Origin of the sequence: Actinomyces sp. zg296 (assembly GCF_009829695.1) — a bacterium.
Classification (GTDB): Bacteria; Actinomycetota; Actinomycetes; order Actinomycetales; family Actinomycetaceae; genus Actinomyces; species Actinomyces marmotae.
This window is the reverse complement of sequence record NZ_VWPG01000002.1, coordinates 147,027-168,556: the sequence shown is the minus strand read 5'-3', so window position 1 is coordinate 168,556 and position 21,530 is coordinate 147,027. Positions and strand designations below refer to the sequence as shown.

General features: G+C 67.6%; 18 protein-coding genes. 8 read left to right on the top strand and 10 right to left on the bottom strand.

Translation table 11 applies throughout. The annotated features are described in order from the left end of the window. Positions 1-30: 30 nt before the first annotated feature. The 7 genes from GVV76_RS01075 to dnaA form a co-directional block, all read right to left on the bottom strand. Positions 31-507, bottom strand: coding sequence for a DUF3566 domain-containing protein (locus tag GVV76_RS01075; RefSeq protein WP_159624305.1), 477 nt, complete (start codon positions 505-507; stop codon positions 31-33). Continuing rightward, positions 504-3,071: a DNA gyrase subunit A gene (gene gyrA / locus GVV76_RS01070; protein WP_159624303.1), complete on the bottom strand. Its 2,568-nt coding sequence runs from the start codon at positions 3,069-3,071 to the stop codon at positions 504-506. The genes GVV76_RS01075 and gyrA overlap by 4 nt, the downstream gene beginning before the upstream one ends. Before the next feature lie 75 nt (positions 3,072-3,146). Continuing rightward, entirely contained in the window at positions 3,147-5,192 is a 2,046-nt protein-coding gene (gyrB, locus tag GVV76_RS01065) for a DNA topoisomerase (ATP-hydrolyzing) subunit B (RefSeq protein ID WP_159624675.1), read from the bottom strand. 384 nt (positions 5,193-5,576) lie between these two features. Beyond that, positions 5,577-6,248: a DUF721 domain-containing protein gene (locus GVV76_RS01060; protein WP_235925233.1), complete on the bottom strand. Its 672-nt coding sequence runs from the start codon at positions 6,246-6,248 to the stop codon at positions 5,577-5,579. Beyond that, entirely contained in the window at positions 6,241-7,461 is a 1,221-nt protein-coding gene (recF, locus tag GVV76_RS01055; RefSeq protein WP_159624301.1) for a DNA replication/repair protein RecF, read from the bottom strand. The genes GVV76_RS01060 and recF overlap by 8 nt, the downstream gene beginning before the upstream one ends. A 50-nt stretch (positions 7,462-7,511) precedes the next feature. Continuing rightward, positions 7,512-8,645: a DNA polymerase III subunit beta gene (gene dnaN, locus GVV76_RS01050; protein ID WP_159624299.1), complete on the bottom strand. Its 1,134-nt coding sequence runs from the start codon at positions 8,643-8,645 to the stop codon at positions 7,512-7,514. A gap of 639 nt (positions 8,646-9,284) precedes the next feature. Further along, on the bottom strand, positions 9,285-10,898 hold the full coding sequence (gene dnaA, locus GVV76_RS01045; protein ID WP_159624297.1) for a chromosomal replication initiator protein DnaA: 1,614 nt from the start codon (positions 10,896-10,898) through the stop codon (positions 9,285-9,287). A 246-nt stretch (positions 10,899-11,144) separates the two neighbouring features. Between dnaA and rpmH the strand changes: the two genes are divergently transcribed. The 8 genes from rpmH to GVV76_RS01005 all read left to right on the top strand — a co-directional run bounded on the left by rpmH (position 11,145) and on the right by GVV76_RS01005 (position 17,122). Next, positions 11,145-11,282 (top strand): 50S ribosomal protein L34, encoded by a 138-nt coding sequence (gene rpmH, locus GVV76_RS01040; protein ID WP_017177846.1) that lies wholly within the window; start codon positions 11,145-11,147, stop codon positions 11,280-11,282. Between the two features lie 4 nt (positions 11,283-11,286). Next, positions 11,287-11,652, top strand: a complete 366-nt coding sequence (gene rnpA / locus GVV76_RS01035) for a ribonuclease P protein component (RefSeq protein ID WP_268891760.1) — start codon at positions 11,287-11,289, stop codon at positions 11,650-11,652. Further along, positions 11,649-11,954 carry a membrane protein insertion efficiency factor YidD gene (yidD, locus tag GVV76_RS01030; RefSeq protein WP_159624293.1) on the top strand — a complete coding sequence of 102 codons (306 nt, stop codon included), beginning with the start codon at positions 11,649-11,651 and terminating at the stop codon, positions 11,952-11,954. Before rnpA ends, yidD begins: the two co-directional genes overlap by 4 nt. Positions 11,955-12,017: 63 nt before the next feature. After that, positions 12,018-13,208, top strand: a complete 1,191-nt coding sequence (yidC, locus tag GVV76_RS01025) for a membrane protein insertase YidC (protein ID WP_159624291.1) — start codon at positions 12,018-12,020, stop codon at positions 13,206-13,208. A 56-nt stretch (positions 13,209-13,264) separates the two neighbouring features. Further along, on the top strand, positions 13,265-13,873 hold the full coding sequence (locus tag GVV76_RS01020; protein WP_159624289.1) for a Jag family protein: 609 nt from the start codon (positions 13,265-13,267) through the stop codon (positions 13,871-13,873). A 2-nt stretch (positions 13,874-13,875) separates the two neighbouring features. Continuing rightward, complete coding sequence (rsmG, locus tag GVV76_RS01015; RefSeq protein ID WP_159624287.1) at positions 13,876-14,547, top strand: 16S rRNA (guanine(527)-N(7))-methyltransferase RsmG; 672 nt, start codon at positions 13,876-13,878, stop codon at positions 14,545-14,547. A gap of 103 nt (positions 14,548-14,650) precedes the next feature. Continuing rightward, a complete protein-coding gene (locus GVV76_RS01010) occupies positions 14,651-15,661 on the top strand; it encodes a ParA family protein (protein ID WP_159624285.1) in 1,011 nt (336 codons plus the stop codon). 6 nt (positions 15,662-15,667) lie between these two features. After that, positions 15,668-17,122, top strand: coding sequence for a ParB/RepB/Spo0J family partition protein (locus tag GVV76_RS01005; protein WP_159624283.1), 1,455 nt, complete (start codon positions 15,668-15,670; stop codon positions 17,120-17,122). 338 nt (positions 17,123-17,460) lie between these two features. Here GVV76_RS01005 and GVV76_RS01000 read toward each other — a convergent pair whose 3' ends face one another. The 3 genes from GVV76_RS01000 to thrC all read right to left on the bottom strand — a co-directional run bounded on the left by GVV76_RS01000 (position 17,461) and on the right by thrC (position 21,413). Next, the gene (locus tag GVV76_RS01000) at positions 17,461-18,414 is read right to left on the bottom strand and encodes a D-alanine--D-alanine ligase family protein (RefSeq protein WP_159624281.1); all 954 of its coding nucleotides are present in this window, start codon (positions 18,412-18,414) and stop codon (positions 17,461-17,463) included. A 9-nt stretch (positions 18,415-18,423) separates the two neighbouring features. Continuing rightward, the gene (locus GVV76_RS00995) at positions 18,424-19,731 is read right to left on the bottom strand and encodes an aminotransferase-like domain-containing protein (RefSeq protein WP_159624279.1); all 1,308 of its coding nucleotides are present in this window, start codon (positions 19,729-19,731) and stop codon (positions 18,424-18,426) included. Between the two features lie 248 nt (positions 19,732-19,979). After that, the gene (thrC, locus tag GVV76_RS00990) at positions 19,980-21,413 is read right to left on the bottom strand and encodes a threonine synthase (protein WP_159624277.1); all 1,434 of its coding nucleotides are present in this window, start codon (positions 21,411-21,413) and stop codon (positions 19,980-19,982) included. Between the last annotated feature and the right edge of the window lie 117 nt (positions 21,414-21,530).

Here is a 21,530-nt window from a genome sequence, read left to right as displayed (position 1 = left end):
ATCCCATCGGGTCTGGGACAACCAAATCGATCAGTCATCCGCCAGTGTGAGATGAATCCCGCCCACGAGAGAGGCGATGATGTTGTACAAGAGGGCCGCGAGCGTGCACAAGGCGGTGCTCAGGATGAGATTGACGACCGCGATGATCGTGGACAGCGAGATGGCCCGCGAGAACTTCATGTACTCCACGACGCCGGTGAAGGCGTTGGAGTTGGTCTCCACCACCGAGCTCACGAGGTCCTGGATCTGGGAGAACACGTGCAGCGAGTCGAGCATGAACCACACGACGGCCGCGCCGACCACCATCATGATGCCGATCGCCACGTTGAGCAGCAGTGACACCTTGAGGACGGACCAGGGGTCGATTCGGTTGACCACGAGCCGCACGCGGCGCGGGCTACCCAGCGCGGACTGCTTGCCGCCCTTACCGGGGTTGGCCGCGCCGACCGCGGGCGGGTTCGTCGCGATGGATGCGTTCATGGGCTGGGCGGCGTCGGGCTGGCTCATTGGTCCTCACTCTCGTCCTCGCTCAACGCTACCGTGTCGGCGGGGACCTGTGCAGAGTCATCAGCATCGAGGTCGCGCTCGGCGTTCCGGGCCACCGCGATGATGCGGTCGCCGTCGTCGGGCTTCGCGAAGGTCACACCCTGTGTGGCGCGGCCGGTCACGGACACCTCGGCGATGGCGGAGCGAACCACCTTGCCAGACGCCATGATGCACATCACCTCATCACCGGGGGCGGTCACGAGCGCGCCCACGAGATCGCCCCGCTCCTCGACGAGATTGGCGACCTTGACGCCCAGGCCGCCGCGTCCCTTGACCGGGTAGTCGCGCACGTTGGTGCGCTTGGCGAAGCCGCCCTCGGTGACGACGAACAGGTCGGCGTTGTCCCAGGAGGGGTCGATGACTCCCATGGCGAGCAGGGAGTCCTCCCCCCGGAAGCGCATCCCGGTCACGCCGCTCGTGGCTCGCCCTGTGGGGCGCAGGGTGGCGTCATCGGCGTGGAAGCGCAGGGACTGGCCGTGGCGGGAGACGAGCAGCAGGTCCTGGCCGGCCGACAGGAGCGAGGCGGAGATAAGCTCATCGGGGTTGCCATCCTCGTCATCGCGCAGGTTAATGGCGATGATGCCGCCCGAGCGGTTGGAGTCGTACTCGCTCAGGCGGGTCTTCTTCACCAGGCCGCGACGCGTGGCCAGCACGAGGTAGTCGGCCTGGTCGTAGGCGCCGAGATCCATGACCTGGGCGATCTCCTCGCCGGGCTGGAAGGCGAGCAGGTTGGCCACATGCTGGCCCTTGGAGTCGCGGCCGCCCTCGGGCAGCTCGTAGGCCTTGGCGCGGTAGACCCGGCCGAGGTTGGTGAAGAACAGCAGCCAGCGGTGCGTGGTGGTCACCCCGAAGTGCTGGACGATGTCGTCCTCGCGCAGGGTGGCGCCGCGCACGCCCTTGCCGCCGCGGTGCTGGGAGCGGTAGGCGTCGGTGCGGGTGCGCTTGGCGTAGCCGGAGCGGGTGATGGTGACGACGACGTCCTCCTCGGGGATGAGGTCCTCCATGCTCATCTCGCCGTCGAAGGGGACGATCCTCGTGCGGCGCTCATCGCCGAACTTGTCGACGATCTCGGCGAGCTCGGTGGAAACGATGTCGCGCTGACGCTGCGGGGAGGCGATGATGTCGCGAAGGTCGGCGACCTTGGCCTTGAGCTCCTCGGCCTCGGTCTGGATCTTGAGGCGCTCCAGGGCGGCTAGGCGGCGCAACTGGAGGGACAGGATCGCCTCGGCCTGGGCCTCGTCGACACCGAGCAGCCCCATGAGGCCGGTGCGGGCCTCCTCAGTGGTCGGCGAGCGCCGGATGAGGGCGATGACGGCGTCGAGGGCGTCGATGGCCTTGAGCAGGCCCTCCAAGATGTGCAGGCGCTCCTCGGCCTTGCGCAGGCGGTAGCGGGAGCGGCGCACGATGACGTCGATCTGGTGGTCCACCCAGTGGCGTACGAAGCCGTCGATGCTGAGCGTGCGGGGCACCCCGTCCACCAGGGCGAGCATGTTGGCGGGGAAGTTGTCCTGCAGCGGGGTGCGCTTGTAGAGGTTGTTGAGGACCACCTTGGCGACGGCGTCGCGCTTGAGGACGATGACGAGCCGTTGGCCCGTGCGGCCGGACGTCTCGTCGCGGATGTCGGCGATGCCGCCCACCTGCCCGTCGCGCACGAGTTGGGCGATCTTGTCGGCGAGGTTGTCCGGGTTGACCTGGTAGGGCAGCTCGGTGACGACGAGGCACTGGCGGCCCTGGATCTCCTCGACGTTGACGACGGCCCGCTGGGTGATGGAGCCTCGCCCGGTGCGGTAGGCGTCCTCGATGCCGCGCCGGCCCAGGATGGTGGCGCCGGTGGGGAAGTCGGGGCCGGGGATGATCTCGAGGAGAGCCTCAAGAAGCTCCTCGCGGGTGGCGTCGGGGTGGTCGAGGAACCACTGGACGCCGCGGGCGACCTCGCGCAGGTTGTGCGGGGGGATGCGGGTGGCCATGCCCACCGCGATGCCCTCGGAGCCGTTGACGAGCAGGTTGGGGAAGCGGGCCGGCAGGATCGTCGGCTCCTGGTTCCTGCCGTCGTAGTTGTCCTGGAAGTCGACGCTCTCCTCGTCGATGTCCCGGACCATCTCCATGGCCAGCGGGGCCATCTTGCACTCGGTGTACCTGGGGGCGGCCGGCCCCAGGTTGCCGGGAGTGCCGAAGTTGCCCTGCCCGGCCACCAGCGGGTAGCGCAGGGACCACCACTGCACGAGGCGCGCGAGGGCGTCGTAGATGGCGGCGTCACCGTGGGGGTGATAGTTGCCCATGACCTCGCCCACCACGCGGGAGGACTTGGAGAAGGAGGAATTGGGGCGGTACCCGCCGTCGTACATGGCGTACAGGACTCGGCGGTGGACGGGCTTGAGGCCGTCGCGCACGTCCGGCAGGGCGCGCCCGACGATGACGCTCATCGCGTAGTCCAGGTAGGAGCGCTGCATCTCCATCTGGAGGTCAACCGGCTGGATGCGGTCGTGCTCCTGGGTGCCGGTGGGGGTGGTGGTCTCGTCGCTCACGTGGATCCTTCAGTGTCCTTCAGTGCCTTGAGTGCCTTGCCAGGCGGTGGCGTGGGGCCGACGGCGGCCGGTGGGTCAGATGTCGAGGAAGCGGACGTCGGTCGCGTTGCGCTGGATGAAGGAGCGGCGCTGCTCGACGTCGTCGCCCATGAGGATCGCGAAGGTCTCATCGGCGTTCGCGGCCTCATCGAGAGTGACCTGCTTGAGGATGCGGGAGGAGGGGTCCATGGTGGTCTCCCACAGCTCGTGGTCGTTCATCTCGCCCAGTCCCTTGTAGCGCTGGATGCCGCCCTCCTTGGGCAGGCGGCGACCGGCGTCAGCGCCCGCGACGAGGAGCTTGTCGCGCTCGGCGTCGGAGTAGGCGAACTCGTGGTCCGCGTTGGACCACTTGAGGCGGTACAGGGGCGGCATCGCGATGTAGGTGTGCCCGTGCTCGATGAGGGGGCGCATGTAGCGGAACAGGAGCGTGAGCAGGAGGGTGGCGATGTGCTGACCGTCGACATCGGCGTCGGCCATGATGACGATCTTGCCGTAGCGCAGCTTGGTCAGGTCGAAGTCCTCGCCGATGCCGGTGCCGAAGGCCGTGATGAGGCTGCGGATCGTGTCGGATGACAGGGCGCGGTCCAGGCGGGCCTTCTCCACGTTCAGGATCTTGCCGCGGATCGGCATGATGGCCTGGTGCTCGGGGTCGCGCCCGCCGACGGCGGAGCCTCCCGCGGAGTCCCCCTCGACGATGAAGATCTCGCACACGGAGGCGTCGCGCGAGGAGCAGTCGCGCAACTTGCCGGGCATGGAGGCGGACTCCAGGACGCCCTTGCGGCGCGTGGCCTCGCGGGCCTTGCGGGCGGCCAGGCGAGCGGCGGCGGCCTGCGAGGCCTTAGAGATGACGGACTTGGCGTCCGCGGGGTGGGAGTCGAGCCAGTCGCCGAGTTGGGAGTAGACGGTCTGCTGGACGAAGGTGCGGGCCTCGGTGTTTCCGAGCTTGGTCTTGGTCTGGCCCTCGAACTGCGGCTCGGAGAGCTTGACCGAGATGACCGCGGTCAGGCCCTCACGGATATCGTCACCAGTGAGGTTGTCGTCCTTGTCCTTGAGCAGGCCCTTGTCGCGGGCGTACTTGTTGACCAGGGTGGTCAGCGCGGTGCGGAAGCCCTCCTCGTGGCTGCCTCCCTCGGTGGTGTTGATGGTGTTGGCATAGGTGTGGACGGACTCGGAGTAGGCGCTGGTCCACTGCATGGCGATCTCGAGGCTGATGGAGCGGCTGCCCTCCAGGGCGGTCTCGGCCTCGAAGTCGATGATCTCGGGGTGGATGAGCTCGGCCTTCTTGGACTTGTTGAGGAAGGCGACGTAGTCGCGCAGCCCGTGCTCGTAGCGGAAGGTGTCGGAGCGGTGCCCCTTGGCCGGCACCGGCGCCTCGGCTCCCGGCCCGCCCTCGTCTCCGGCGATCTCATCGCCCTCCTCGACGGCGCTGGGGCGCTCATCGGTCAGGGTGATCCGCAGTCCCTTGTTGAGGAAGGCCATCTGCTGGAAGCGGCGGCGCAGCGTCTCGTAGTCGAAGTCGACCGTCTCGAAGATCCGCGGGTCGGGGTAGAAGGTCTGGGTGGTGCCGGTGGCCTCGGTCTCCTCACCCCGGACGAGCTCGGTGATGGGCCGGCCGCCGTCGGCGAAGGACATGCGCCACACGTGTCCCTGGCGGCGGATCTCGGTGTCCACGCGGGTGGACAGGGCGTTGACCACGGAGATGCCCACGCCGTGCAGGCCGCCGGAGACGGCGTAGCCGCCGCCGCCGAACTTGCCGCCGGCGTGCAGGATCGTCATGACGACCTCGACGGTGGGCTTGCCCTCGGTGGGGTGGATGTCCACGGGGATGCCGCGGCCGTTGTCGACGACGCGCACCCCGCCGTCGGCGAGGATCGTGACCTGGATGTGATCGCAGTAGCCGGCGAGGGCCTCGTCGACGGAGTTGTCGACGACCTCGTAGACGAGGTGGTGCAGGCCCCGCTCACCGGTGGAGCCGATGTACATGCCCGGGCGTTTGCGCACGGCCTCCAGCCCCTCCAGGACAGTGATGTCGGAGGCACCGTAGTCCGCGGAGCCCGCGGCCGCGGGCGAGGCGGGCGTCACCGGATGGGCCTCCACCTGGGGAGATGCCACGTCGGCGGAGGTGAATTCGGGCACGGGGTTCTCAGAGGCGTCCTGGTCGGGCACGTGCTTGCTGCTCCTCAGTTCTCGCGCCCGCGGTGCGGGCGGGCCGGGCGGTGCGGGGCGGTGTCCCCGCCGCGTCGCCCGGGACGGTCGTCGGCGTTCCACTCTCACAGGGCGCTCCTGGGAGGCAGGACCCTTCCATGGGGAGGGGTACGCGTCAGCGCCTTCAATGCCTTCGACGCGCCATGGGCTTGTCCGAGGCGATCCTATCGCGAAACCTTCCGGGAGCCCGACCTCGAAGGGCCTGGCGGAGCGTGCCGGGCGTCACCTCCGTTCCCCGCGCTCCGACCACGGCGCCGCGCCTCAGCCGTAGGTGTCGCGGGGGCCGCGCCCGCCGCGCACGGGGAAGCGTCCATGGCGCCAGCTGGGCCCGGCCGGGCCCAGCACATGGACATCGACCCCGGCGCCCCCGACCTCCTCGCTGATGCGCCGCAAGATGGTGGGCATCATGAGCCGCAACTGCTGCGCCCAACTGGAGGAGGACGCCCGGATGGTGATCCGCCCGGGCTCAAAGGACTCCACGCGCGAGTGCTCGGCGACAGACCTGCCCACGATCTCCTCCCAGCGGGCGGCGACGCCGGCCACTGCGAGCATCCCCGCCCATCCCTTGCGGTCGACCATGCGGGCGAGGTCCTTCTTCGCGGTCCTCGGGTCGAAACGGCTGGGGCCGGGGCGGCCGCGATCAGTGGCAAGCCCGGGCGCGCGATCCGTCCAGTCCTCACTCTCGGGATCGCCGCCCCCCTCGCCGTTGACGCCGACGCGACGCCGGGGAGCGTCCCAGGGCGCGGGGTCATCCGCCCCCGGGCGCCCGCTGGAACGCGCGGGCCCTCGCATGTGGCCGCGCTCGAACGCGGAGGCCCGCACGCGGGACAGTGCTCGCGAGGCGAGGCTCGCGCCGTCCCCGGCGGCGCCCGCCTCACGATCGCAGGGGTGGTCGACGCCCGCGCCCTCAGCCCCCGGCTGGTCCTCAGTCACGGGTCACCTCCGATCCGGCCACCCGGAAGCGCGCTCCGGCCAGGCCATCCGGCACGTCGGCGTCGACAGCGGCCGTGACCAGCACCTGCTGAGCGCCGACCACCATGGAAGCCAACGCCTGACGGCGCCTGTCATCGAGTGAGGCGAACACATCATCGAGGATGAGGACCGGCTCGCCGTCGCCCCCGTAGGCATCGACGTCGTGCCGGAGCATCTCGTAGGAGGCCAGGCGCAGTGCCAGCGCCAGCGACCACTGCTCGCCGTGGGAGGCGAAGCCCTTGGCTGGCAGGGATCCCAGGAAGAGGGAGAGGTCATCGCGGTGGGCGCCCACGAGGTTGGCGCCGCGCTCGATCTCACGCTCGTGGAGCCCGCCCATCGCCGCCTCCAGGCGGGCGGCCACCGCCTGGGCGTCGGCGAGTCCGCTCTCGGCGGTGGCCACCGCATCCCACCCCGTTCCGGGCTCGGGCTCAATGGCGCCCTCATGAGCCAGGAGGCTGGAGCGGTAGGCGAGGCGCGCCTCGGACTGATTGCCCGAGACGGCCTCGTAGCAGGACTCGACCCAGGGGCGCAGGCGCCTGACGACTTCGATTCGCGCGGCGATGAGCCGCGAGGCCGCGGCGGCGAGCTGGGCGTCCCAGACCTCCAGGGTGGACATCATCGATTCCATGGAGGAGGAGCCCCGGCCCCGGTGGGCGCGCGCCGAGCGCAGGAGGCTCGCGCGCTGGGCGAGGATCTTGTCGTGCTCGAGGCGCGTCCCGGCGAGAGCGGGGCGCAGCATGACGGCGAGGTCGTCGAGGAAGCGGCGCCGCACCCCAGGCTCGTCGCGCACGAGGGCGAGGTCCTCTGGCGCGAAGACGACGGTGCGCAGGATCCCGGTGAGGTCCCGCGGACGGCAGGCGCCGCGATTGAGGCGGGCGCGGTTAGCCCTGCCCGCGATGATCTCGATCTCGATGACGCTGGGGCGCTCGCCGTGAACCACCTTGGCCCGCACGACGGCTCCGCCGGGCTGCTCGCCGTCGTCGGCGCGCCGCACGAGGGCCCGATCAGCGCCCACACGGTGGCTGCTCAGCGTGGACAGGTAGGCGATCGCCTCGACGAGGTTGGTTTTGCCCTGCCCATTGGGGCCGATGAACGCGCTGATGCCCGGCTCCAGGCCCACCACGAGGTGCCGATAGGACCTGAAGTCGTCGAGTGCCAGGTCGGAGACGTACACGAGCGGCGCGCGAGGATGGCGCGAGAACGTTGTCGGGGCCTCGCGCCGGGTCAGGCGCCGAAGCGAATCGGCATGATGAGGTAACGGAAGGAGGAGTCCTCCTCGCCGCCGATCGCGCTCATGCCGGTCAGGACCGCGGGCTTGGAGGCGTGCGTGAAGTCAAGGCGCACATAGGGGTCGGAGATAGCGCCGAGGCCGTCGAGGAGGTATCCCGGGTTGAAGGCCGTCGCGATGTCGTCGCCCTCTAGGTGCGCCACGATGCTCTCAGAGGCCTGGGCGTCATCACTCTGACCGGCCTCGAGAGCGAGGGTCCCTTGGGTGAACGACATGTGGATCGGGGTGGAGCGCTCGGCGACGAGGCTGACGCGCCGCACCGCGGCCATGAGCTCCTCACGTCCGACGGTGGCGTGGATGAGGGTCTGCTCGGGGAAGAGGCGCAGCACCGGGGGGTAGTCGCCGTCGGTGAGCAGGGAGGTCGTGCGGCGCCCGCCGGCCTCGAAGCCGATGAGGCCCGAGGAGGTCCCGCCGCCGTCGGACAGGGCGAGGGTGACATCTCCGGAGGAGGTGAGCGACTTGGCCACGTCGGACAGCGTGCGCGCCTTGAGCAGGGCGGTGGTCTCCAAGGAGGAGTCCGACGGCGTCCAGGTCATCTCGCGCACGGCGAGCCGGTAGCGGTCGGTGGCCATGAGGGTCAGGGCGTCGCCCTGGACGTCGACCTGGATGGAGGTGAGCAGCGGCAGGGTCTCGTCGCGGGAGGCGGCGATGGAGACCTGGGCGACCGCCTGGGCGAGGTCGTGGGCGTCGATCGTGCCGGCCACTTGGGGCATGGGGGGCAGCGCCGGGTAGTCGTCGGCGGCCATGGCCGACAGGGAGAAGCGCGAGGAGCCGCAGGTGACCATCACCTTGGTCCCCTCGAGCTCGAGGTCGACCGGCTTGGCGGGGAGGGCCTTGGCGATGTCGGCGAGCAGGCGCCCGGAGACGAGGACAACGCCCTCGGCCTCGATGTCGGCCGGCACCTCGCAGTGGGCGGAGACCTCGTAGTCGAAGGAGGCCAGGACCAACGTCGATCCGGAGGCCTCCAGTCGCACGCCGGCCAGGACGGGCACGGGCGGGCGGGCGGGAACGGAGCGGGCTGTCCAGGTGACAGCCTCCGCGAGGACATCGCGGTCGACCCTGAGCTTCACTATGGCCCCCTGAGGAGAGTGCGGACAGACAACATCGGCGAGTGTAGACGGTTTGCGCTCGATGCGCCTCGTGAGCCGAGCGCGGCGATGGGGTCGATCCTCCGGGCGCCCGGGCTAGGAGGCGGAGCGCCTCGTTGGCCGGGCTTGTGATTCGGGCTCGTGTAGTGGGTTGGTAGGTGTAGTAGGAGGTGTGGATCCTGTGGGAAACGGCATTACCCGCTGGCCACGGCTTGATGCGGATGTGGAACTACAAGGGAGTGGTTCGGTGCCCCGGGGCATGGCAGGGGTGGAGAGGCGCAGTGGCGCCCGGGTCCGAATCACAACTTGGCCCGGCGGGCGCCACAGACCGGGCAACGGCGTCCACCGCGTCGACGGCGGTGTCCACAGGCTTGTCCACAGGCGTGGATCACAATCAACCATCCCATGGATCACATGAGTCACACGGGCCCCACAGTCGTGTCAATCCCCGCTAAATCAAGGCAATCTCATGCCCTGCCCCTACAACCGAGACCGGTCGAAATGACGATCGAGACCGGTTCAGAGGGCGCGGTAACGGCCTCAGCGCCCTCGTCCCCATGCGGGCCTGTGGATAGAGGACCGGTCTCGCTCCTATTTTCGACCGGTCTCGGCGAGGGGGTGTCAGGCCTGTTCCAGGGCCGCCTGCTTGATGCGGCTGGTCATCTCGGTGACCTGGTTGAAGGTGGAGCGGCGCTCGGCCATCTGCTGGCGGATCTTCTTGTCCGCGCTCATGACGGTGGTGTGGTCGCGCCCGCCGAACTCTCGGCCGATCTTGGGCAGGGAGAGATCGGTCAACTCGCGGCACAGGTACATGGCGATGTGACGCGCGTGGACGATGAGGCGCGAGCGGTTGGCGCTGCACAGGTCGTCGACGGTGATGCCGAAGTAGTCCGCCGTCTGCGCCATGATGAGGGAGGTGGTGATCTCCTCGCCGGCGGGGTCGGAGATGATGTCCCGCAGGACCATCTCGGCCAGGGTCTGGTCGATCGTCTGCTGGTTGAGCGAGGCGAAGGCGGTCACCCGGATGAGCGCGCCCTCGAGCTCGCGGATGTTGGTGGTCACCCGGGAGGCGATGTATTCCAGGACGTCCATGGGAAGGTCGAGCCCCTCGGCCCGGGCCTTGAGCGACAGGATCGCCATGCGGGTCTCGAGGTCCGGCGGTTGGACGTCGGCGAGCAGGCCCCACTCGAAGCGCGAGCGCAGGCGCTCGTCGAGGTTGTTCATGGCCTTGGGTGGCTGGTCCGAGGTGAGGACCACCTGCTTGCCCGCGGAGTGGAGGGCGTTGAAGGTGTGGAAGAACTCCTCGAGGGTCTGCTCCTTGTCCGCTAGGAACTGGATGTCGTCGACGAGCAGGATGTCGACGTCGCGGTAGCGGCGCTTGAAGGAGTCGAGGCTGCCGTTGTCGCGGTTGTCGCGCACGGCGGCGATGAAGTCGGCCGTGAACTCCTCGGAGTTGACGTACTTGATGCGCGTCGTGGGGTCGAGCGTGCGCGCGTAGTGGCCGATGGCGTGGAGGAGGTGGGTCTTGCCCAACCCGGAGCCCCCGTAGATGAACAGGGGGTTGTAGGCGCGGGCCGGGGCCTCGGCGACGGCGATGGACGCCGCATGCGCGAAGCGGTTGGAGGAGCCGGTGACGTAGGTGTCGAAGGTGTAGCGCGGGTTGAGGGTGGAGCCGTCGGGGCTCGTGGGCGCCGTGGCCGCGAAGGGATTGGCCCCGGTGCCCCCTGTCGAGGGCCCGCGCCCGCCTATCGCGAAGTCGGCGCGCCCCGTCACGAGGGCCGACGGCGCCGGCTGGGGAAGGGGGGCGCCCGACGGCGCCGACGGCGGGGAGAGGGTCGACGGCGCCGATCCGGGGTCGGCCACGGCGGTGGGGTGGACCGCCGATGGCGTGATGGGCGCTGGCGGGACTGGGGGCATGAAGGGGCTGCCGGGAAGACTCTGCTCGGCGCTCGGGGCCGACGGCGGGGGCGGGGGCACGGAGTCCCCGGAGGTATCGATCATGACCTCGAAGGGGACCTCCCTGCCCCAGGCCGTCATGAGGGCGCGGCCGATGGGGCCGCGGGACTTGTCGATGATGTCCTTGGCGAATGAGGAGCCTGCGACGAGGACCAGGGTGCCATCGACGTCGATGACCCCGGTCATGCGGATGATGGACACCTTGCCCTGGCCGAGCTCGCCCGAGGCCGCGAGGACCTCAAGAGCCGAGTGCCACTTGGTGACCGCGTCCTCGAGCACGTGGTTCTCCTGAGTGATGATGAACGTATCTGGACGACGAGCCTAGCGCGCGGGGGCGCCTTCCGCCGACGTGGCCCGTTTCTCACCCTCGAGCGCCACCGGGGTTTGACCCGTCAGAGCGCCGAAACGTATTGTGGTGCGGACGTTCGCGTGGAGTCACGCCCCCCATCCTGGGGCAGCCACCGCGAGCGACAGCGCCGCGATCCGCGTCGCGCTGTTCCACAGTTTCCGACCAGGAGTATCCCCGTGAGCAAGCGGACCTTCCAGCCGAACAACCGCCGTCGCGCCAAGGTGCACGGTTTCCGCAAGCGCATGAGCACCCGCGCTGGCCGCGCCGTTCTCGCCTCGCGCCGCCGCAAGGGCCGCGCGCGTCTCGCCGCCTGAGGTGATCCCGGCCGCGCATCGGATGCTGCGATCGGATGATTTCTCGATCGCGGTGAAGTCCGGTGCGCGCAGCGGGAGCCGCAGGCTCGTCGTTCACTACCGCGCCGGCGGGGCCGGGGACACCACTCCCGGACTCGTCGGCGTCGTGGTGCCGAAGAAGCAGGTGGCCAGGGCCACGCACCGCAATCGCATCAAGCGTCGCATCCGGGCCCTCATGCGGGCGCGGATCGGGGGGGTCGAGCCCGGCTCGCGGATCGTCATCCGAGGGCTCGCCGAGGCCGACGGCGCCACGAGCGCTGAGCTCGGCGTCGATCTCGATCGCGCGCTGGCCCGCTGCCGTGACCTGGCGGGGAGGGGACGACGTCGATGATCGACTCACCCGGTGCCCGTCCCTCACCCCCGGCGCGGGCCATGGCGGCCTGCGTGCACGCCTATCAGCACTGGATCTCCCCGGCGATCCCCGCCAGGTGCCGCTACTACCCGACTTGCTCGTCCTACGCCGTCGAGGCGCTGGGCGCGCATGGCGCTCTCAAGGGCCTCGCGCTGGCGGCCTGGCGGGTCCTGAGGTGCAATCCCTGGAGCAGGGGCGGCGTCGACCATGTGCCTGACCGGGGTCGATGGCGCTACCACTACCCACACGACATCCCCCGCTTCGAGCTCGAGAAGGGCTGAGCGGGAAGCGCCGGATTATCCGGCAGGCGGTTCCCTCCCGCCAGACGCATACAAGGAGTGCAGATGGACACGATACTGTGGCCGATCAAGGTGGCTATCGCCTGGGTCATGGTCTACATCCACAAGGCCCTGGTCGCCATCGGCCTGCCCGACGGGGCGGGCATCGCCTGGGTGCTGTCGATTGTCGGCCTGACGATCGTGGTCCGCCTGCTCATGATGCCGCTGTTCGTGCGGCAGATCCGCGCCCAACGGGGCATGCAACTCATGCAGCCCGAGCTCAAGGCCCTCCAGGAGAAGTACAAAGGCAAGAAGGACCCGGCCTCCCGTCAGCGGCTCCAGGAGGAGATGACGGCCCTCTACCGCAAGCACGGGACCAACCCCATGGCCTCCTGCCTGCCCATCATCGTGCAGATGCCGATCTTCTTTGCCCTGTTACGGGTGCTCGCGTCCCTGCAGAAGGTGGCCGATGGCTCCTACTCCCGCGGATCGATCGGCCCCCTGACCGCTGACCTGGCCGAGCAGGTGCAGAACTCTACCCTCCTCGGGGCGCCGCTGTCCTCGTCCTTTATGCAGGCCAACGGCAACCTGACGGTCCAGATCGTCTCCGTGATCCTCATCGTCGCCATGTCCGTGAGCCAGTGGTACACGATGGCGCAGATCAGCATCAAGAACATGCCGGACTCGTCCAAGACGGACGACAACCCGATGATGCGGACCCAGAAGATCATGACGACGGTGATGCCCATCGTGTTCGCGATCACGGGCATCAACTTCCAGATCGGCGTGCTCATTTATTGGCTGGTCTCCAACCTGTGGACCATGGGCCAGCAGTTCTACACGATCCACCGGATGCCGGCGCCCGGGTCGGAGGCGGAGCGCAACTACCGGGCCAAGCAGAACGCCAAGCGGGCCGCCAAGGGCCTGCCCTCCCTTGAAGAGGAGGAGGCTGCCAAGCGCGTCGCCGAGGCCGAGGCCGCCGGCAGGACCGGGGGGCAGCGCGTCCAGCCCGTGCGTAAGAACCGCCAGAAGAGGTCCCTGCCGGCCACCGTCGAGGAGGCCTATGCCGCGCAGGGCTCCGACGAAGGCGCGTCGGATGATGACTCGCGGGCTTCGACGACGTCGGGCTCGGCCAGGCACGGCGGGCTCACCGAGCAGGAGATCGCCCGGCGCCGTTACGAGCGCAAGGCCCGCGCCCGCCAGCAGGCGGCCGCCAAGCGCAAGGCCCAGGCGAAGAATCAGCGCAAGAACCGCTGAGCGAGGCCTCGGCCCACCCAGCATTGAACCCTCAGAAGCAAAGGAACGGACAGATCGTGACGGACAACACTGACAACGCGGTAGCGGCCCCGGCCGTTTCCAACACCGTCAAGCGCCTGGAGGAGGAGGGTGAGATCGGCGCCGACTACCTCGAGGAGCTCCTCGACATCGCCGACCTCGGCGGGGACATCGACATCGACGTCGATCACGGTCGCGCCTCGATCGCCATCGTCGCCTCGGAGGAGGGCGATGAGCGCGAGCTCGCCGACCTCGTTGGCCGCGACGGCGAGGTCCTTGAGGCCGTTCAGGAGCTCACCAGGCTCGCCGTTCAGGCGCGCACCGGTAACCGCTCGCGCCTCATGCTCGACATCAACGGCTATCGCGCGGGCCGGCGCGAGGAGCTCACCAAGATCGCCGCCGAGGCCGTCGCCCGGGTCCACGCCTCGGGCGAGACCGTGTCCTTGGCGCCGATGAACCCCTTCGAGCGGAAGGTCTGCCACGACGTCGTCGCCGCGGCAGGGCTGGTCTCCGAGTCCGAGGGCGCCGAGCCGCACCGCCACGTCGTCATCATGCTGCCCGAGGAGGATGACGAGCCTGGCATCGAAGACGCCGGCAGCGCTGACAGTGCCGACAGCGCTGAGAGCGCCGAGCAGGCCCAGGACTGAGGATGGGGCAGGATCAGGAGGACGCCGGGAGCGCCCTGGAGGATCAGTCCGCCGAGGTTGAGCGGCCGAGCGAGGAGATGCGCGAGATCTTCGGACTCGGCTTCCCGGCGGCGGAGCGCTTCGCCCAGATGCTGGTCGCCGAGGGCGAGTTGCGGGGCCTTCTGGGCCCTCGCGAGCTCCCCAGGCTCTGGTCCCGCCACCTCGTCAACTCTGCCGCTGTCGGCCCCTTCCTACCCTCCCGGGGGACCGTGGCCGACGTCGGATCCGGGGCGGGTTTTCCGGGGATCATCATCGCGATCATCCGACCAGATCTAGAAGTTTCGCTTATTGAAACTATGGAGCGCCGCGTAGTCTGGCTATCAGATGTCGTCGAGGAGCTCGGCCTCGACAACGTGACGATTCACCGCGCCCGGGCCGAGGAGATGAAGGAGAAGTACGACGCTGTGACCGCGCGCGCCGTCGCCAATCTCTCCAAGCTCGTCCGGCTCACGGCGCCGATGCTCCGCCCCGGGGCGAGCCTCCTCGCCCTCAAGGGCGCCAAGGCGGACGATGAGGTCCGCGACGCCAAGTACGTCATTAAGAAGGCGAAGCTCCTGCCCGCTGTCGTCCATGAAGTCGTCACTGCTGGCGACGACGTGACGAAAGTCGTCCAGGTTCAGCGCCCACGTCGCTGAGTTCGCCTCGCGCCCACCAGTGGCTCGCGGTACTCCTGCCGTAGACTGACGGGACAGACGGTGCCCCTTGAGGTGCCGTGCGCCGTCGTTGGAGGAGGGCAGCGTGCCGGGATCCATCTTCGATCAGGTCCGAGCTGATCACTCGACACTGAGCGAGTTGGCCGAGGGCGGGTTTCAGCCACCCGAGCAGACCCGGGTGATCGCGGTGGCCAACCAGAAGGGCGGGGTGGGAAAGACCTCGACCGCCGTCAACGTGGCCGCAGCCCTCGCGGAGGCGGGGCTTCACGTGCTGCTCATTGACGCCGATTCCCAGGGCAATGCCTCCACCGCCCTCGGCGTGCCCCACGATGAGGAGCACGCTTCGATCTACGACGTGCTCGTGGATGGCATGCCGTTCAACGACGTCGTTGTCCAGACGCGCTTCGCCCCGACCCTCTACTGCCTGCCCGCCACGATTGACGTGGCCGCCGTCGAGATCGAGCTCATCAACACCTCGTCACGTGAATCCAAGCTTCGCCTCGCCCTTGAAGACTACCTGCGCTCCCGGTATGAGGACGGGCAGCCCCGAATGGACTACATCATCATCGACTGCCCCCCGAGCCTGGGCATCATGACGATCAATGCCTTCGTGGCCGCCAATGAGGTGCTCATCCCGATGCAGGCCGAGTACTACGCCCTGGAGGGCCTGGCGCTGCTCAGCCGTTCTATCGAGCGAATCGCGAAGATCCACAACCCCGCACTCGCCGTCTCCATGATCGTCCTGACCATGTTCGATGGGCGCACTACCCTTGCCAGGGACGTGGAGGCGGAGGTGCGGACATACTTCCCCGACGCCACACTCGACACGAAGATCCCGCGCTCGATCCGAGTGGCGGAGGCCCCCTCCTTCGGCTCGCCCGTGGTGTTCTGGGATCCACGCGCCTCAGGCGCCATCGCCTACAAGAGACTCGCTTGGGAGATCGCCGACCGCGGCATCGCGGGATGGCAGACGCGGCGCGTGGTTCGTGAGGCCACCGAGGGCTCCCACAACCCCCAGGTCGAGGACGCGGGGATCACGGGAAACGTCAACAGCAACGACGCCGGCACGGCGGACAACAACTCCAAGGAGGCCTGAGCACAGATGGCGCAGAAGAAGCGCGGACTCGGTCGTGGGCTGCAGGCCCTCATCCCGGAGGCCCAGGCGGAGGCCCCCGTCAGGCGTCCCACGGACGTCTTCTTCCCCGAGGGGCGCGCCGCTCGCGCCGCCAAGGCGGACGACGGCGTGAAGGCGGAGATCGGCAACGAGGAGAAGCAGCCCGGCGCGGCGGAGGAAGCCACGGCATCCGGGCAGGCGGCACACACCTCGGCGGATATCGCCGCCACTCTTCTCGCTCCGTCGAAGAGGGCTTCGAAGAACGGGCGGAAGGGCTCTGGTAATCGGAGTCGGCAGCCCGTGGAGACCACGAGGGGGATCGCGAGCGTCGCGGCGAAGAGGCCGGCGAGCGAGATCGAGAAGAAGGCGGAGAAAGCCGTCGAGGGTGTTTCACGTGAAACCGCTCAGAAGGACTCTGATCCTGGGAAGAAGTCGGTTTCACGTGAAACCGGCGCTCCCACCGTCGAGGCCCCTGATGTGGCGGCCGCCCAGCCCAGCGATGTCGATGGCGCTGCACAGGACGTGGTGACCGAGGAGGTCGCCGTCGAGAATGGTGGCTCGGTGGCGACGCCAGGTGAGAACGGCGATGGGCAGGGAGAGGACCCCAGCGGACTCGTCCCGGTCCCAGGGGCGACCTTCGCGGAGCTTCCCGTGGAGCTCATCTCACCCAACCCGAGGCAGCCACGACAGGTCTTCGATGAGGAGGATATCGAGGAACTCGCCTCCTCCATCAAAGAGGTCGGACTCCTCCAGCCCATCGTCGTTCGACGCATCGATGATGAGGACGGCACGCGCTACGAACTCATCATGGGTGAGCGCCGTCTGCGCGCCTCCAAGCATGCCGGCATCGAGACGATTCCCGCGATCGTCCGCTACACCGACGATCAGGACCTCCTCCGTGACGCCCTGCTGGAGAACCTCCACCGCGTTCAACTGAATCCCCTGGAAGAAGCCGCGGCGTATCAGGCACTCCTGGAGGACTTTGGCTGCACTCATGCTGAGCTCTCCCGGAGGATCGCGCGCTCACGCTCTCAGATCTCCAACACCCTGCGCCTCATGAAGCTTCCCGGCACCGTGCAGCGTCGACTCGCCGCCGGAGTGCTCAGCGCGGGGCATGCCCGCTCCCTCCTTGGGCTGCCGGACCATGATGCGATGGAGACCCTTGCCGAGCGGATCGTTTCCGAAGGGCTTTCCGTGCGAGCCACGGAGGAGCTCGTCGCGCTTCACGATGAACCCGGCACCACTGCGAAGCCGAGTTCCGAGCGTAGTCGCTCACTTCCCCTCCCCGCGCTCTCCACCCGCCTCTCGGATGCCTTCGACACCCGGGTGAAGGTGGTTCGAGGCGCCAAGAAGGGAAAGATCACTATCGAGTTCGCGGGTGAGGATGATCTTGCCCGGCTGGTCGAGGCCCTCGCGCCGGGTACCTCGCTGGACGAGGTCTAAGGGCCGCCCGCCTCACCTACCCAATCATCGCGCCGCCAATCCTCTCGATTGGCGGCGCGACTGTTTCACGTGAAACCGCGGACGAGGCGGGCAATAATGTGTATTACCCCGGAATCCGAGCAGCGGTGTTTCACGTGAAACACCGCTATTTCACGAGCAGAAGGGGCGGTTTCACGTGAAACCGCTCGATCCACGAGCACTTCGCCCCATGCCGCCGCGGCGGCCGTTGACGTGTTTCACGTGAAACGGTCCGGGAAGAGTTGAGATGACAGAAGCAAAATGATCGCCCCGACGCGCGTCGAAGCGCGTCGGGGCGATCAGGTGTCAGATGGGTGCCGTCAGAGCAGCGGTGCGTGCACGAGTGCGTCGTAGAGGCTCGGGAGGTCGCCATCCGCTTCGGCGGCGAGTGGGAAAAGGCTCGTCTCGGTCATTCCCGGAGTGACATTGACATCGATGAACCAGGGAGTTCCTGTCTCATCGAGGATGAGGTCGGTCCTGGAGACGTGACCGAGCCCCAACGTCGTGTGGACGATAATGGCGGTCTCCTTGAGCCGCTCAATGGCGGCCTCTGAGAGACGGGCGGGGACGAAGTACTCCGACCTACCGGGGTTGTAGCGGGCGTCGAAGTCGTAAGCCCCTTCGGAGAAAACTTCCACCGGTGGGAGCGCACGTGGACCTGAACCGGTGTCGACGACGGATACCGCGACCTCCGTACCGGCGACGTACTTCTCGATAAGCGCCCGCTCGTCGTAGGCGAAGCACCCCACCATCGCTGAGCGGAGATCATCCGCGTTCGAGGCCAGGGAGACGCCGAGCCCCGAGCCGCCCTGATTCGGCTTCACCACCACCGGCAGCCCGAGGTGATCGGTGACCATGCCAAGGACCTCCTGGGCGCCCATCTGGGCGAAGTAGTCCTTGGGGAGGGTGAGCGAGTCAGGGGTGAGAACACCCCCGGTGCGGACAGTGGCCTTTGCTGTCGGTTTGAATGAGGCACGCTGGCATCCGTCGGAGTGGGTGCCGACATAGGGAAGTTCAAGGCCGATGAGCACGTTTTGGAGGCCGCCGTCCTCCCCGTGTCCACCGTGAACCAGCGGCCACACAACATCAGGGCTGAAGGCGCGGAGTGAGGAGATCATTCGGGCATCCACGTCGAGGACGATGACGCTGTGGCCGAGGTGACGGAGGACTTGTGCCACGCGGTTCCCTGAGCGCTGGGATACGTCCCTCTCATGGCTGAGGCCGCCAGCGAGGACGGCGATGCGCAGGGGCTCGGGCGATGTCGCGATTGTCATGGAACTACCTCAGATCTGGTCGGGGGCGGGAGCGGATACGCCGGGGCGCGGCTCAGAGCGCGCCGGGCCGAACAACTGGACAAGCTCAAGATCGCGGGCCACGACTTCCGAGAGCCTGCGGACCCCCTCTCTGATCTCCTCCGGCTCGGGATAGCAGAAGGAGAGCCTGAGATGATCCTCGCCGGCTCGGCCTCCCGCGAAAAACGCGGTACCGGAGACATAGGCGACGAGATTCGTGACGGCCCTGGGAAGCATCTCCTTCGCATCCAGGCCCTCGGGCAGACCAAGCCAGACGTAGAAGCCGCCGTCGGGAGTGTTCCACGTGCAACCGGGAAGGTACTCCTCCAGGGCGGAGATCATCGCGTCCCTGCGGCGGCGATACATGCCGCGGAACTCGGAGATCTGCGCGCGCCAGTCGAACTGCTCGAGATAGGTGGAGATCGAGTACTGCCCCATGGAAGAGGGGCAGAGGATCGCTGCCTCTGAGGCGAGTTTCATCTTGTCCCGGACCGCTGGCGGGGCCACCGCCCATCCGACGCGGTAGCCCGGGGCGAAGATCTTCGAGAAAGAGCCAAGGTAGACGACATCATCCGGGGCGAGCGTCTTCAAGGCCGGATAGGTCTGGCCCTCGAAGCCGAGAAGCCCATAAGGATTGTCCTCGACGATGAGCACATGGTGGCGGCGGCAGATCTCGATGATCTGTGGACGCCTCTCCTCTGAGAGCGTGACTCCCGCGGGGTTGTGGAAGTTGGGGAGGCAGTAGAAGAACTTCACGGTCCGCCCCTGACGCTTGAGTGACTCAATCCGCTCCTCCAGGGCCTCCGGGATGACGCCCTCAGCATCGATGGGGACCTGTTGCACGTCCGCCTGGTAGGTGGAGAAGATGGACAGGGAGCCGACATAGGTGGGCGCTTCCGCGAGCACCACATCTCCCGGATCGATGAACAGCTCGGTGATGATATCGACGGCCTGTTGTGAGCCGGTGGTGATGATGACGTCTTCAGGATCAGCGTCGATCCCCTCCAGCGCCATCACCTCAGGGATCTGCTCCCGAAGACGGGGCAGTCCCTGCCCGTTGCCGTATTGCAGTGCCTTCCCGCCATCTTTGCGCAGCATGGTCGCGGTGGCCTCAGCGAGTCGTTCCAGAGGCAGGTCTTTGAGATTGGGCATGCCGCCGGCGAGTGAGACGACCTCGGGGCGGGCAGCCACGGCGAACAAGGAGCGTGTCTCTGAGGCGCGCAGACCATGGGCGCGCGCTGCGTAGTTATCGAGCCAGGGATCGAGCCGGTTCCCTTTCACATGCTGCGGATCAGTCACGTCATCGTCCTTTCCGGGCGGGCAGCCCTGCTGTGTTCCAAGTCTGCCACGTCCGGTGTTGGCCTCGTCCCCTCTCCTCCGGGTGAGCAGCGGGGCCGTGTTTCACGTGAAACACGGCCCCGGAGTGAGAGAGCAATGGATTGAGTACTCGATAGCGAATCGACTCGGCGGAATCGCTGTGTTTCACGTGAAACACCCTCGGGCTGTTTCACGTGAAACACGGCCCCTTGGAGTTGGGGTCTCCTGGCTCAGCCCCGATGCAGGGCTGAGCGCCTGATCAGCGCGCGCAGCTCATCCTCGCTGTTCGGGATCTCGATGACGTGCTGCTCCTTGCCGAGGAGCTCCCGCACAAACATCGGTGGTTCGGGTACATCACCGAGAGCCTCCTCCACGGTCTCGGCGAACTTGGCGGCCAGGGCCGTCTCCATGACGAGTGTTGGGTATCCCTGTTCCATGTGGCGCAGGGCCACGGTGATGCCGTCAGCGGTATGAGGATCGATGAGCGCACCGGCCTCCGCATGGACGCGCGCGATCGAGGCAAGACGATCCTTGTGTGTTGACGTTCCGGAGACGAAGCCGAATTCCTCATGCATGTCCCGGAGGCGGTCGGTGAGATCGAGAGAGCCGGTCTCCTCCAGCGAGGCCCAGCGGGAGACGAACTCTTCCGGTCCGAGGAGTTGCCACACGAAGCGCTCCAGGTTGGAGGCGCGTGAGATGTCCATCGAGGGGCTTGAGGTCGCTAGGGTCTCGGCCGCTGAGCGCGGGCGGTAGACGCCGGAGGTGAAGAGGTCATCGAGGACGTTGTTCTCGTTCGTCGCCAGGATGAGCCGGCGGATTGGGAGGCCCATGCTCTTGGCGAGGTGACCGGCGTAGATATTGCCGAAGTTTCCAGACGGAACTACTACGTCCACGTGGAACAGCGCCCGCTCCTCTGCCGCAACGCCGTCGGAGGCTCGCAACCATGCCCAAACGTAGTAGACCGCCTGGGCGACGATGCGGCCGATGTTAATGGAGTTGACAGCGCCGAGGCTGTGCTCACCCTTGAAGGCGGCATCGTTGCTGAGGGCCTTGACGAGCGCCTGACAGTCATCGAACACTCCGTCAACCGCGATATTGTGGATATTCGAATCGGCCAGGGAGTACATCTGCGCGCGTTGCACGTCGCTCATCCTCCCAATCGGCGAGAGCATGAACACCGAGACCCCTTCCTGCCCGCGGAAGGCGTGCTCGGCGGCCGAGCCGGTGTCGCCGCTGGTCGCACCGAGGATGTTGAGGACCTTCCCATCGCGCGCGAGCACGTATGGGATCGCCTGACCCAGGAACTGCATCGCGAGGTCCTTGAACGCCATCGTGGGCCCCTCGGACAGCCCGACCAGCGTGAGGCCAGGAACGACGCCGTCGAGCGGTTTCAGTGGAACCACGGGAGTCGGGAATCGGTCGGCTCCATAGGCTGCCGAGACGATCGCGCGCAGATCGGCTTTCGGGATGTCGGTCGCGAAGAGGCCGATGACGGCCGCTGCCAGTGCGGCGTAGTCAAGAGAGCGCCAGTCCTCGAGGACGTCCACGGTGATCGTGGGAATCGTGGCGGGAACAGCAAGCCCCCCATCGGGTTCAAGTCCCATGAGGAGCGCTTCGGTGAAACTGACCGATGGTGCCTGGCCACGGGTGGAGATGAACTGCATGCTGCGCCTCGCTGGTCGAAGTGGGATGAGAGTCGCTCCCATCGTAGGACGATGGTGGTCGTCGAGGTATCAGCGCCCATCGCGCACAAGCTGTTTCACGTGAAACATCATGCCGCG